The 12,398-nt window shown below is 72.4% G+C and carries 12 protein-coding genes; 8 read left to right on the plus strand and 4 right to left on the minus strand.

Annotation, left to right across the window (positions count from 1 at the left end; all coding sequences use genetic code 11):
- The first annotated feature begins 7 nt into the window (after positions 1-7).
- The 6 genes from VLK66_RS19915 (at position 8) to VLK66_RS19940 (ending at position 6,362) form a co-directional block, all read left to right on the plus strand.
- A complete protein-coding gene (locus VLK66_RS19915) occupies positions 8-1,078 on the plus strand; it encodes a glycosyltransferase family 4 protein (RefSeq protein WP_325311223.1) in 1,071 nt (356 codons plus the stop codon).
- A 195-nt stretch (positions 1,079-1,273) separates the two neighbouring features.
- Complete coding sequence (locus VLK66_RS19920; protein WP_325311224.1) at positions 1,274-2,332, plus strand: lysophospholipid acyltransferase family protein; 1,059 nt, start codon at positions 1,274-1,276, stop codon at positions 2,330-2,332.
- Positions 2,329-4,038 (plus strand): glycosyltransferase, encoded by a 1,710-nt coding sequence (locus tag VLK66_RS19925; protein ID WP_325311225.1) that lies wholly within the window; start codon positions 2,329-2,331, stop codon positions 4,036-4,038. The genes VLK66_RS19920 and VLK66_RS19925 overlap by 4 nt, the downstream gene beginning before the upstream one ends.
- A gap of 26 nt (positions 4,039-4,064) precedes the next feature.
- Positions 4,065-4,835 carry a DUF3108 domain-containing protein gene (locus VLK66_RS19930; protein ID WP_325311226.1) on the plus strand — a complete coding sequence of 257 codons (771 nt, stop codon included), beginning with the start codon at positions 4,065-4,067 and terminating at the stop codon, positions 4,833-4,835.
- A gap of 94 nt (positions 4,836-4,929) precedes the next feature.
- Positions 4,930-5,865 carry a hypothetical protein gene (locus VLK66_RS19935; protein WP_325311227.1) on the plus strand — a complete coding sequence of 312 codons (936 nt, stop codon included), beginning with the start codon at positions 4,930-4,932 and terminating at the stop codon, positions 5,863-5,865.
- Positions 5,866-5,921: 56 nt separating this feature from the next.
- Positions 5,922-6,362 carry a hypothetical protein gene (locus VLK66_RS19940; protein ID WP_325311228.1) on the plus strand — a complete coding sequence of 147 codons (441 nt, stop codon included), beginning with the start codon at positions 5,922-5,924 and terminating at the stop codon, positions 6,360-6,362.
- Here the strand turns inward: VLK66_RS19940 and VLK66_RS19945 are convergent.
- The 4 genes from VLK66_RS19945 to VLK66_RS19960 all read right to left on the minus strand — a co-directional run bounded on the left by VLK66_RS19945 (position 6,359) and on the right by VLK66_RS19960 (position 9,756).
- Positions 6,359-6,835, minus strand: coding sequence for a Panacea domain-containing protein (locus VLK66_RS19945; protein ID WP_325311229.1), 477 nt, complete (start codon positions 6,833-6,835; stop codon positions 6,359-6,361). The two genes, VLK66_RS19940 and VLK66_RS19945, sit on opposite strands and share 4 nt — an antisense overlap.
- A 176-nt stretch (positions 6,836-7,011) precedes the next feature.
- Positions 7,012-7,935: a DUF5996 family protein gene (locus VLK66_RS19950; RefSeq protein WP_325311230.1), complete on the minus strand. Its 924-nt coding sequence runs from the start codon at positions 7,933-7,935 to the stop codon at positions 7,012-7,014.
- Between the two features lie 86 nt (positions 7,936-8,021).
- Positions 8,022-8,795: an alpha/beta hydrolase gene (locus tag VLK66_RS19955; protein ID WP_325311231.1), complete on the minus strand. Its 774-nt coding sequence runs from the start codon at positions 8,793-8,795 to the stop codon at positions 8,022-8,024.
- A gap of 127 nt (positions 8,796-8,922) precedes the next feature.
- A complete protein-coding gene (locus VLK66_RS19960; RefSeq protein WP_325311232.1) occupies positions 8,923-9,756 on the minus strand; it encodes an alpha/beta hydrolase in 834 nt (277 codons plus the stop codon).
- A 173-nt stretch (positions 9,757-9,929) separates the two neighbouring features.
- On the opposite strand from VLK66_RS19960, the gene VLK66_RS19965 reads away from it, so the two are divergent.
- Both VLK66_RS19965 and VLK66_RS19970 read left to right on the plus strand, forming a co-directional pair.
- On the plus strand, positions 9,930-10,211 hold the full coding sequence (locus VLK66_RS19965; protein ID WP_325311233.1) for a hypothetical protein: 282 nt from the start codon (positions 9,930-9,932) through the stop codon (positions 10,209-10,211).
- Between the two features lie 122 nt (positions 10,212-10,333).
- Positions 10,334-11,701, plus strand: coding sequence for a hemolysin family protein (locus VLK66_RS19970; RefSeq protein WP_325311234.1), 1,368 nt, complete (start codon positions 10,334-10,336; stop codon positions 11,699-11,701).
- The last annotated feature ends 697 nt before the right edge of the window (positions 11,702-12,398 follow it).

Genomic DNA, 12,398 nt, shown 5'->3' on the forward strand with positions numbered 1-12,398 from the left:
CGCCTGAATGCGCATCGTGCTCAGCAACGCCTCGTACAGCTGGGGCGGGGTGCACCAGGTGACGGAGGTGCTGGCGCGGGGGCTCCAGGAGCGCGGCCATTACGTCGCGGTGTTCGGCCGGCCGGACTCGCCGCTGGAGGAGCGGCTGCGCGGGGTGGCGCCCTTCGAGCCGATCCTGAAGGGGATGGACCTGCACCCCGGCGTGGTCTGGCGCGCCGCCCGCGCCCTCGGCCGCCACCGGGCCGACGTGGTGCTGACGCTGATGAAGAAGGACGTGCGCCTCACCGGCCCCGCGGCGTGGATGCGGCGCATCCCCGTCGTCGTCCGGCACGCCAACGACCGCCCGCTGCGCGGCACCCCGGACCACCGCCTGTTCTTCGGCGCGCTCCCCGCGCGGCACGTGGCCAACTCCGCGGCGACGCGCGAGACGCTGCTGCGGTCGGCGCCCTGGCTGCGGCCGGACTCGATGGCGGTGATCCATAACGGGATCGACGCCGCGCGCTTCGACCGGGCGACTCCCGCCGCGCTGGGACTGCCGGAGAGCGCGCTGGCGATCGGCTTCATCGGGCGGTTCGACGAGCGCAAGGGCGTGCTGGACCTGGCGCGCGCCTGGCCCGCGGTGGCCGCCGCCCTCCCCCACGCGCACCTGGTGATGGTCGGCAAGGGCCCGGCGGAAGAGCGGACGCGCGCGCTGCTGGCGGATGCGGAGCGCGTGCACTGGCTGGGCTACCGCCGCGACATCCCCGAGCTGCTGCGGGCGATGGACGTGCTGGCCGTCCCCTCGCACTGGGAGGGGTTCGGGCTGGTGGCGGCGGAGGGGCTGGCGGCGGGCGTCCCCGTCGTAGCCGCGAACGCGAGCAGCCTGCCGGAGATCGTGGAGCACGAAGTGCAGGGACTGCTCGTCCCGCCGGGCGATCCGGACGCGCTCGCCGCCGCGCTGGTGCGCCTGGCCCGCGACCCTACCGCCCGCGCGCGGATGTCCGCGGCCGGCCGCGCCCGCGCCCGCGACGCCTTCAGCCTCGATCGCATGATCGACCGCTACGAGGCGCTGCTGGCAGAGGTCGCGAAGAAGCGCTAAGCCGCGAGCCGCGCGGCAGCATCGACATCCATCGAAGCGCCGGGATGCCGAGGCCGCAGTCCCGCAGGGACTTTGTGCTGTTGTTGCCCGGGAATTCCATTCCCGGTGAGCAGGTGAGCAGGTGCGCCAACGAAGGCTCTCCCCGCTGCCGCTTGATCATCGACCGAAACATCGAAGTTGAAGCTGGATAGACCGATGCCGGACACGAAGCCATCTACATCTCCATCCCCCTCCCCCGCCCCGCCCGCGTCTCCGTCCCCCGCGACGGCGCGTGGCGCGGACGGCGACGGGCCGCGCCACACGCCCGCGCACCGCGTGGAGTACGCGCTGGCGCGGACGCTGGAGACCGCGGTGGCCACGCTCCCCGAGCGCGTGGCGGACGCCGTCGGCCGGCGGATCGGGCGGATGGTGTACCGGCTGGGGATCCGGCGGAAGGTGGTCGAGGCCAACCTCCGCCTGGCCTATCCCGGCCAGCCGGAGGCGTGGATCCACGCGACCGCGCGCGCCGCGTACGAGCACCTGGGGCGCGAGTCCGCCGCCATCCTGCGGCTGGGCAAGCTCGACCGGCAGGCCATCGTCGACCGCACCGTCCCGGTCGGATGGGATGAGCTGCAGGGCGCGCTGGACGAGGGGAAGGGCGTCATCCTCGTCACCGGCCACTACGGCAACTGGGAGATCGCCGCGGCCACGGTCGCCTCGCGCGGCACGCCGATCGCCGCCATCGTCCGCCGCCAGGGGAACCGGCTGGTGGACGCGCGCCTGAACGGGCTGCGGCTGAACCTGGGCGTGGAGACCATCACCCAGCGCGAAGCGCCGTCGCGCGTCCCGCGGCTGCTGCGCCGGAACCGGGTGATCGGCATCGTGGGCGACCAGGACGCGCGCCGCGCCGGCGTCTTCGTCCCCTTCTTCGGCCGCCCGGCGTCCACCCACCGCGGGCCCGCGCTCTTCGCGCTGAAGCTGGGCGCGCCGGTGTTCGCCTGCGTGGCCCGCCGCCTACCCGGGCGCGAGGTGCGCTACGAGGTGTCGGGGCAGCGCGTCCCGGTCGTCCGCACGGGCGACCTGGAGGCCGACGTGCGGGCGCTCACGGCCGAGCTGGCGGCGCGGCTCGAGGGCGAGGTGAGGAAGGCGCCGGAGCAGTACTTCTGGTTCCACCGGCGCTGGAAAAGCAGCCCCGGACCGGAACATTTCGCCGCGGAATCGGGTAATGCCGAGGCCGCATCCGTCCCCGCGGACACCGACCCGGACGACGCGTGATCTACATCTGCATTCCCGCGCTGAACGAGGCGCGCACCATCGGCGTGCTCCTCTGGAAGATCCGCCAGGTGATGGAGGAGTTCCCGCGCGACTACCACGTTCTGGTGCTGGACGACGGCTCGACCGACGACACGCGCGAGGTGCTGGAGCCGTACGCCCGCGTCCTTCCCGTGACCGTGCTGCGCAACGAGAAGACGCAGGGGTACGCGCCGGCGCTGGAGAAGCTGATCCGCGAGGCGGTGCGCCTGTCCACGCACCCCAAGCGCGACGGGCTGATCGTGATGCAGGCGGACTTCACCGAAAGCCCGGACGACATCCCGCAGCTGCTGAAGCGGCTGGAAGGCGGCGCGGACATCGTCGGCACGGCGGTGAAGGAGACGGAGGGCGAGCTGCCGCGGTCGCTGCGCTGGTCGCGGCGCGGGCTTCCCTGGCTGGTGTCGCGCTCGCCGCGCCCCAAGGAGATCCGCGACCCGCTCTCCGGCTTCCGCGCCTACCGCGTCTCGGTGCTGAAGCGCGCGCTGCAGGACCGCGACGGCAAGCCGCTGCTCACGAAGCACGGCTGGGCGGCCAACGCCGAGCTGCTCCTCTGCGTCACGCCGCACGTGCGGCGGGCCGAGGACGCCGAGGTTTCGCTGCACTACACCCGCCGCGAGCGCCCCACGCGCTTTCGCCCGTGGAGCACGGCGCTGGAGCTGTGGGACTTCGCGCGGAAGGCGCCGCGCCGCCTGGCCGAGGCCCGCGCCGCCGCCGCGGCGTCCGACGCGAAGCAGCCGCCGCAGAAGCCGCCGCGCCCCGAGCCCGCCGCCGCCGACGCCACGCGCGTGCAGCCGCCGCGCCGCGAGCCCGCCCCCGAGGCGCCGCGCCAGCCCCGGCCGCAGCGCGCGCCCGAGTCCACCGCGCCCGCCGCGCCGTCCACCGAGCGCACCCGCCCGCCGCGCAAGCGCAACCGCGGCCGCAAGGACGGCGATCGCCAGCCGCAGGGCGATGCACAGCAGCCTCGCGCGCAGGGCGATGCCGAGCCGCAGCGCCAGCGTCCCCCCGCGGCCGAGGCGCCGGAGCCGCGCCGCCGCGAGCCATCTTCCGGCGACCCGCAGCGCAGCCCGTCTCCCGATGCGGAGCAGCCGTTCGCCGGAACGTTGGGGGATTCGGAGCCGCAGGGCGATGGATCGCCGGAGAGCGAGGGCCAGCCGCAGGGAGATGGGCCGCGGAAGCGCCGTTCCCGCTCCCGCCGCGGAAAGAAGCCCGCCGCGTCGATGGATGCGGATGCGTCGCCGGATGCGAGTGCGTCCGCGGCTGCGTCCCCTGCCGCCGAAGCCGCAGCGGGGACGGATCAGCCCGACGCGGCATTGCCCGGAGAGGCATCCGACGCCCCGCCGAAGCGCAAGCGTCCGCCGCGCCCCCGCCGCCCGCGCCGCAAGCCGCAGGGCGCGGAAGGCGGCGAATCCCCCGAATCCGGCGGTGGAGAGAGCGGCCCCGGGGACGCGTCGCCGGCCGATTTCGACGCGGGCAGAAGCAGTGGTGGCGAATCGGGAGTGAGCGGCGGCGGCGCGCACCGCGTCGAGAGCGGTGCCGGCGATCGTGGCGAAGGCAGCTTCGACGCTGGCCCGAGCAGTAGCGGTGGCGGTCCGACGGGCGGGGATTCGCCTCCTCGGGCCACCGGCGGGAACGAGAGCGGGACGATGGGTGGAGGTGGGGACGAGGCTTGATGAGGTGACTTCAGTGGAGCAACGAGATGACTTTCGTGCGTGGACATAGATGGGTTTCCGCCGCCGCGGCCTTGGCTGCCGTGGTGGTGCTGGCCGGCGCGGGGCGCATGCAGGAAGGCGCGCGCGCCGCGCGCCTCCCCTTCGCCAGCGGCGAGCGCGCCGAGTACCAGGTGAAGCTGGGCGCGCTGAGCGTGGGCAGCGGGTACGTGGAGATCGCGGGGATGGAGACGATCGGCGGCGCGCAGACCTTCCACGCGCGGATGCGCGTGTCCGGCGGCGTGCCGCTGGCGCGCGTGGACGACCGCTACGAGTCGTGGATCGACGCGCAGGGGCTGTTCTCGCGGCGCTTCATCCAGGACGTGCACGAGGTGCGCTACCGCCGCAACCGCACGTACGACTTCGATCCGGCGCGCCGCACCTTCCGCCGCCCGGACAACGGCGAGACCGGCACCATCCCCACCGACAAGCCGCTCGACGAGCTGTCGTTCATGTACTACGCGCGCACCCTGCCGCTGGAGGTGGGCGACACCTACACGCTCACCCGCTACTTCAAGGAAAGCGGCAACCCGGTGGTGCTGCGCGTGGTCCGCAAGGAGACGGTGACGGTGCCCGCCGGCCGCTTCCGCACGGTGGTGGTGCAGCCCACCATCCGCACGTCGGGGATCTTCGGCGAGGGCGGCCGCGCGGAGATCTACTTCACCGACGACGAGCGCCGCATCCCCGTGCTCATCAAGAGCCGCGTGCCGGTGGTGGGGTCGCTGACGATGTCGATGCGCACCTACCGCGCGGGCTCCTGATCCCCATCTCCCGAACCAATCCAACGTGACCAGCGACGACCATCGCGCTGCGGGGTCCGCCTCCGGGAACGCTCCCGAGGCGGACCTTTCGCTTGTGCGCACCCTTCCCGTCTCCACGCGCCCCAACAAGGTGGTGGCCGAGCAGTTCGCCTCGCCGCCGCCCGCGGAGGCCGGCGACCGCACCTTCGCCGCGTTCCTGGACTCGCTCCCGCACGTGCTGCAGGCCGACGCCTTCGTGCAGGTGGTGGACGCCGTCGCGGCGGCCGTCCGCGCGCGGAAGGCGGTCGTATGGATGCTCGGCGGGCACGTGGTGAAGACCGGGCTGGCGCCGCTGCTGATCGACCTGATGCGGCGCGGCGCGGCCACGCACCTGGCGTCCAACGGCTCGGCGGGGATCCACGACTACGAGATGGCGCGCTGGGGCGGAACCAGCGAGGACGTGGAGGCGGGGCTGGCGGACGGGTCGTTCGGCATGGCCGAGGAGACCGGGCGCGACATGAACGAGGCCTTCGTGCGGGGGATGCGGGAAGGCTGGGGGATGGGGGAAGCGCTCGCCCGCGACCTGAACGAGCGCAACGACCTGGCCTATCCCGAGCTGTCGCTGCTGATGCAGTCGTTCCGGCTGGGGGTGCCGTACACGCTGCACCCGGCGGTCGGCGCGGAGATCATCCACCAGCACCCCGCGGCCAGCGGCGCGGCCATCGGCGACACCGGCCACCGCGACTTCCGGCGCCTGGCCGCCGCGCTCCCCGCGCTGGACGAGGGCGGCGTGGTGATCAACCTGGGCAGCGCGGTGGTGATGCCGGAGGTGTTCCTGAAGGCGCTGACCGTCGCGCGCAACCTGAACGGCGGGCGGCCGCGCGGGTTCGTGGCCGCGGACTTCGACATGCAGCGCCACTACCGCCCGCGCGTGAACGTGGTCGAGCGTCCCACCCGCTCGGGCGGCGGCCGCGGCTTCCACATCACCGGCCACCACGAGCTGATGCTGCCGCTGCTCGCCTGGGCCATCGCGGAGCGGCTGGGCGAGTAGTCGGCGCGTCGACAGCAGGCCTCACGCGGCGACGCGGAGGCGCGGAGAACTCCTCCGTGCCTGCGCGTCTTCTCGTGAAGCGCGTTCGGTTGAAGCGGCTACTCCTCGGGCGGGCCGAAGAACGCGCGGCAGCGTTCGCGCAGCGCGTGTACGGTGAACGGCGAGCGATACAGTCCCGCGCGGATTCGCTCGACCAGGGCGGCATCCATCTCCGCGCGCTGGATCGCCTGCCGCTGGCGGATGGCGATCTCGAGCCGCGCGACCGTGGTGATGCGCGCGTCGGAGTAGTAGACGCAGGTGGGGTGCTGGACGAACGGGTGATCGCCCGCGTGGAGGACACCGTGTCGTCGGAGTGCGCGCGGGAGGTGCTCAGGCTGGCGATGACCACCTCGGCCGGATCGCCCACCGGATCGCACAGGACGACCCAGAGATGCGGCGTCGACCCCGTCGCGCGTGTCAGGATGAAGGTGTTGCCCGCGGAGACCGGCACGGACTAGAAGATCGCGTCGGCGAGCGCCGACTCCTCCAGGTCCGCTTCCACCTGCGCGATCTCGTCGTCCGAAAGGCCGCCGTAGCGCAGGATGTCGCGATGCTCGATCCGCATGGACGATCCCTGCGGGTCCGTCCACTCCGGGAGCGTGTGGGTGAAGTCACGGAGCTGCCAGCGCGTCATCCCGCCGTACGTCCCGAAGATCTCGGCGATCAGCGCCTCTTCCGCCGGTGAAAGCTGGTCGGCGGGCGTGGCGGCAGCGTCACGAAGGCGGACCTCGTGGTTGCTCTTCGGCGCGATGAAGCGGCCCCAGTAGGTGCGGCCGCCGGCTTCCTCGGAGTTGATCAGGTCCAGCGTGTAGCTCAGCACCGGGCCGTGCGGCATGGAGTAGTACCAGTCGTACGTCACCGGCCGCCCCCAGCGCAGCAGCGCCTCGCGGTCCAGCAGGTACAGCAGCTTGATGAGCTTCAGATGGCTCATCGCTCCGCCCCGCAGATGGAGCAGCCGCGCCGCCGCCTGGGTCGTCTTGTCCTCGCGAAATCGTGTGCGCACTGGGGTTCCTCCCGTTGCATCTACAACCCGCACCGGCGCGCGACGTTCCGGCATCGAACGAATTCTGGCGTAGAAAACGTCCAGATGCAACACTCAGTGCGCACTCATCCGCGCTCCAGCGCTTTCCGATCCCACTTCGCCAGCTCCGCCGCCGCCTCGTACGTCGATTCCAGGAAGGCGTGGAGGGTGGCGTCGGGGTCCGCGGCGGTGCGGACGGCATCGTAGGGGAGGATGAACTCGCCGAAGTCGGGGGACCACGAGGCGGCGGCGGGGCGCACCGGGTAGCCGGCGAACCCGTCGGGGCCGGGGTAGGCGTAGGCGTAGAAGATGGCCTCGCGCATCGGCCCGCCGCCGGGCCAGAACCCCGCGCTGCTCACCTCGTGCGAGTACGCCTCGCGCGTGACCGCGTCGGCCACGTTCGGCGCGCCGGGGTGCGGCGGCGCGGTGCGGCCGCTGAAGCGCGTGACCGCCAGGTCGAAGCTTCCCCAGAAGAAGTGCACGGGGCTGCACTTGCCCAGGAAGGCGCCGCGGAACTCCGTCATCACCCGCGTGCTCTGCGCCAGCACCCGCCAGAACCGGTGCGCGTACTCCGGATCGTACGCGGCGTGCACGGTGTCGTCCGGGAAGGGGATGGGATCGGGGAGCTCCACCGGCACCGGCCAGATGCGCACCCCGATCCCCAGCTCGCGCAGGCGCGCCATCACCCCCGCGTGGAAGTCCGCCACCGTCATCGGCTCCAGCCGCATCGTGCGGCTCTGCCCGTCGCTGCAGGAGATGACGAGCTGGGGAGCGATGAAGTCGAAGTCGATCTGGAACGCACCCGCGCCGTATGGAATGGCCGACGTCGTCAGCCCGCGCGCGGAGACGTACAGCGGCACATGCCACCAGTGGTTCACCCACGGCGACAGCGCCATCCGCACCTTGCCCACGACCTGCGTCCACAGGTGCAGCGTGTCGCGCGTGGGCTCCCACGCGTCCAGCTCCAGCGCGGGCCACGCGGCCGCGGCGCGCGATTCGGCGATCGTCATCGGAAGGCGTCTCCGGCGAGGGGTGAGGAGGGGGAGAGGGGGAGACGGGAGATGCATCGCCCCCGCGCCGCACGACACGGGCCGCGCTACCGCGACGCCAGGACCTCGCGCAGGAAGGCGACGACTTCGCGGTTGAAGTCCTCGGGCGCGTCGAAGACCACGGCGTGCGCGCCGCGCTCCAGCTCGATGCATCGCCCGCCGGGGAGCGCCTCGGCCAGTTCCCGCGCGAAGCCGCGCCGCACGACGGGATCGTGCTTGCCGAGGATGACGATCCCCGGCGCCTTCGCCCGCCGCGCCGCGCCCAGGGTGTCGTGGCCGCCCGCCGAGGCCCACGTCCGCAGCCAGCGCGGGATGCCGGCGCGGAAGTACGGCTCGCCCACGGCGGGAACCAGGCCCACGGGCTCGAACACCGCGTCGGTGACGAACCCCAGCGCCTGCCGCGTCCGCCGCAGCGGCGCCGGGTCCCCCGTCGGCGCGGCCAGCACCAGGGCGGCCACGCGCTCCGGCTCGTCCGCGGCCAGCTGCAGCATGGCCTGCGCGCTCACCGAGTGGCCCACGTACGCCGCCGGCCCCAGCGCGAGCGCGTCCGCGAAGCGCGCCGTCCACGCCGCCTGCGCCTCGACGGGGAGATACGCGGGGCCCTCCGTCTTCCCGAAGCCCGGGAGGTCCGGCGCGAGCACGCGGAAGCCCTCGACGGCCAGCGGCGGCCCGTTCTTCCACCAGAAATCCGCCGACAATCCCAGGCCGTGGACGAGCACGACCGGCGGCCCCTCGCCCGCCTCGCGGTAGCGCACGTCGTACTCGCCCACGCGCACCCACCGCTCGCGCGACCACGCGACGGCCGCATCCCCCGGCGTCACTGCATCTCCCACGAACCGCGGAAGAAAATCTCACGCGGAGGAAACGGAGGAAACGGAGGGAACGGAGGAAAGGCGCCGCACGCGATGAGCTCCTCCGTTCCCTCCGTGTGAGATCCGCGGTCCGGGATCATTCGCCCACCTCGCCGCCGTCGAGGAAACTCAGCAGGGCGGCGTTGAATTCGTCCGGGCGGTCGACCATCACGTTGTGGTAGGCGTTGGGGATGACGAGAAGGCGCGAGCCGGCGATCCCGGCGCGCAGCTCGCGGGCGGCCTCGAGCGGCACCAGGCCATCCTTCTCGCCCCACAGGATCAGCGTGGGCGCGGAGATGCGCGGCAGCAGCGGCCGCACGTCGTCGCGCAGGATGTGGCGCAGCCCGCGGAGCACCGTAACAGGACCGGCCACCAGCGCGTCTCTCCAGATGACGGGAAGGAAGCGCGGATCGCCCCAGCGGCGCGGCGGCCCGGCCTCGAAGGCCAGCCGCAGCAGGTTGCGCGGCGTCCGCGCCCGCGGGACCCCCGCCGCGTCCACCAGCACCAGCCGGCGGACCCGCTCGGGATACCGCGCCGCCACGTGGATGGCCAGGTGCCCGCCCATCGAGTGGCCGACCAGGTGGACGGGATCGGCCGAGATGGAGGCGATCCACTCCGCCAGCACGGCGGCCAGCGCGGGAACGTCGGGAAGCGGCCCGCGCAGGCGGCTGCGCCCGAAGCCGATGACGTCGGGGACGGCCACCCGCCGTGCTACCGCCAGGGCGGGGATGTTGCGTTGCCACCACCGCGCCGACCCGCTGAGCCCGTGCAGCAGCACCACGGTCTCGGCCCCGGCGCCGGCCTCCACGCAGTGGATGCGGTAGGCGCCCACGTCGCGCCATCCGGCGCGGTAGCCGGGCGCCACCCACCAGGCGGGGCCGGAGAGGCGGCGCGGACGCGCGGGAGCGGCGGGCGGGCGGCGCGGTTGCATCCCCCCAAAGTACCCGCTCCGGCGGGCGGCGGCACCCCCGCGGCGGCGGGGAAACGGACGCCGGGGGCGCGGTTTCGCGGAAAGGGCGAAAGTGTTAGATTTGACGGCACACGAATGCCGTCACCGTACCCTCTGCGCGAGGGTTGATTCTTTACGAGGATGAGGAGGCAGGTTTGAGCCGTAACCGAGAGCGCGACAGAGACAGGAAGCCAAGCCGCCCGACCGCCCTGGACGAGGCGCGCAACGAGCTGTTCTCGCACATCCACCGCTGCGGCGTGCTGCAGGCCACGGAAGAGCAGCAGGTGGAGTGGATGAAGGATACCGTGGAGTTCCTCGGCGAGCGGTACCCGGCGCTGAAGGAGAAGGAATTGAAGGAGCTGGAGGGCATCGGCCTGCGGTTCTGCCGGCCGGTGATCGCGAACGCTCCCGCGCGCGAGCCGGCCGAAGCGGCCTGAGCCCCGCGCGACCACGCGGCGGCGCGGCAGCGGGGTGCTGAGTTCAGCCCCCGCCAGCGCGCGGCGCCGCGTGCCTGCGGAGCCCCGGTTCGCGGGGCTCCGGGTCACCCCCCAGACATCCGATGGACGACCCCGGCCCGAGTAGTCTCCCCCTTTTCATAGCCCTGGCCCTCGTCACCGCCAACGCGTTCCTGGCGGCCGCCGAGTTCGCGCTCATCGCGGTCCGCCGCTCCCGCATCGAACAGAACGTCCGCCTGGGCGATCCGCGCTCGCACCGCGTCCTGCCGCCCATCGAGCGGCTGGAAGAGCTGGTGTTCGCGGCGCAGCTGGGGCGCAGCACGCTCACCGTGCTGCTGGGGTGGTTCGCCATCGTGGCCGCCCACCGCTTCTGGGAGCCGCTGGGGCTCCTTCCCGTTCCCGCCCGCATCCTCTCCATCGCGCTGGTCATCCTCCTGCACGCCACGCTGGGGCAGCAGGTGCCCAAGCTGATCGCCGTGAACCGCGCCGAGTGGATCACCGCGCACGTCTCCATCCCCTTCCTGGAGCTGCTGGCGGCGGCGCTCTTCCCCATCACCCGCCCGCTTTCCTTCATCGTCCGCGGCGCGCTGCGCATCGTCGGCGTGCCGTCGGCCGGGCTGCACCCGCTGATGCAGACCCCCGAGGAGCTGCGCCTGCTGGTGACGCACGGCACCGACCCCGGCGAGATCGAGAGCGACGAGCGCGACATGATCCGCGGCGTGTTCGAGTTCGCCGAGACCGTGGCGCGCGAGGTGATGACGCCGCGCACGGCCATGGTGGCGATCCCCGTCGACACCGGGTTCGACGACCTGGTGCGCATCGCCATCGAGGAGGGCCACTCGCGCTACCCCGTGTACGAGGGAACGGTGGACTCCATCGTGGGCGTGGTGCTGGAGAAGGACCTCCTTCCCCTGCTGGCGAAGCGCGAGGAGCTGGAGCAGACCGGGTTCGACATCCGCTCCATCCTGCGCCCGGCGTTCTTCGTTCCCGGCACCAAGCTGGTGTCCGAGCTGCTGCAGGAGCTGCGCAAGCAGAAGGTGCACCTGGCCATCGTGCTGGACGAGTACGGCGGCACGCACGGCCTGGTGACGATGGAGGACCTGCTGGAGGAGATCGTGGGCGAGATCGCCGACGAGTTCGACGAGCCCGAGCCCGAGTTCGAGCCTACCCCCGAGGGCGACGTGCTGATCGACGGCGCCGTGAGCGTGGGCGAGGTGAACGAGCGCTTCGGCCTGCGCCTGCCCGAGGAGGAGTTCGACACGCTGGGGGGATACGTGTTCGGCACGCTGGGCCGCGTTCCCGTGGTGGGCGACGTGGCCGCCGCCCCCGGCATCGACGGCGACATGCAGCTGCGCGTGGAGGAGACCGAGGAGCGCCGCGTGACCGTGGTGCGGCTGATGCAGCCGCCCGGGCACGCGTCGGAAACGGCGGAGGCGAGGGCGGCGGCGGTGGCGGGGGAGGCGGTGGAGTAGGAAAGTGCTGAGTGCTGAGTGCCAAGTGCCAAGTGCCAAGTCTTGAGTCCTAAGTGCTAAGTCCCAAGTGCTAAGTGCTGATACGAAGCCCTTCTCCGAGTTGCGGGGAGGGGCTTCGGTGCGTTCGGGATCATCGTCAACCCCGCGAGCGGCGACTGGATTCGGCTCGTTGCCGCGGCATCGCGCCCTCTCCGGCCGGCCGAGGCCGTCCACCTCTCCCGTACCGGGAGAGGTAGCTTGGCGAGACTGGTGCTGAGTGGCGCTGCCCTGCCCGCCTCGCTGGCGCCCTCCCCCCGCTCGCACACGAGAGTTCATCGTGACGTCACGATGCTGGAGAAGGCCACGCATCAAACCACCGCCGATGCATGCGCCAGCGTCCGAGCGCCGCCATCGAAGTTATCCCCTCCCGTTGTCGGGAGGGGGTACGCGGCCCCAGCCGCGGGGGGAGGGCTCCGCGGGGGCCGCGACAACGCGCGGGGATCTGGATCGCGGTGAGTTGAGGTGAGTTGTGGCCGCCAAGAATAGGACTCAGGACTAGGCACTTGGCACTTGGCACTAATACCAATTCCCTTGACGGATTGTTCACTTAGCTTATCTTTGTGAGCCAACCTCAACCGGAGTTGGCCGATGAGCGAACGCTTTCCCGCGATTGCGCAGTCGCAGGAGGAGCTGGAAACGCTGTTGAAGGCGAACCGGG

Origin of the sequence: Longimicrobium sp. (genome assembly GCF_035474595.1) — a bacterium.
In the GTDB taxonomy this organism is placed as follows: Bacteria; Gemmatimonadota; Gemmatimonadetes; order Longimicrobiales; family Longimicrobiaceae; genus Longimicrobium.

Coding starts and splice junctions, on each gene's coding strand:
- VLK66_RS19915 (WP_325311223.1), top strand. CDS start 8: ATGCGCATCGTGCTCAGCAACGCCTCGTACAGCTGGGGCGGGGTGCAC.
- VLK66_RS19920 (WP_325311224.1), top strand. CDS start 1,274: ATGCCGGACACGAAGCCATCTACATCTCCATCCCCCTCCCCCGCCCCG.
- VLK66_RS19930 (WP_325311226.1), top strand. CDS start 4,065: ATGACTTTCGTGCGTGGACATAGATGGGTTTCCGCCGCCGCGGCCTTG.
- VLK66_RS19945 (WP_325311229.1), bottom strand. CDS start 6,835: ATGAGCCATCTGAAGCTCATCAAGCTGCTGTACCTGCTGGACCGCGAG.
- VLK66_RS19950 (WP_325311230.1), bottom strand. CDS start 7,935: ATGACGATCGCCGAATCGCGCGCCGCGGCCGCGTGGCCCGCGCTGGAG.
- VLK66_RS19960 (WP_325311232.1), bottom strand. CDS start 9,756: ATGCAACCGCGCCGCCCGCCCGCCGCTCCCGCGCGTCCGCGCCGCCTC.
- VLK66_RS19970 (WP_325311234.1), top strand. CDS start 10,334: ATGGACGACCCCGGCCCGAGTAGTCTCCCCCTTTTCATAGCCCTGGCC.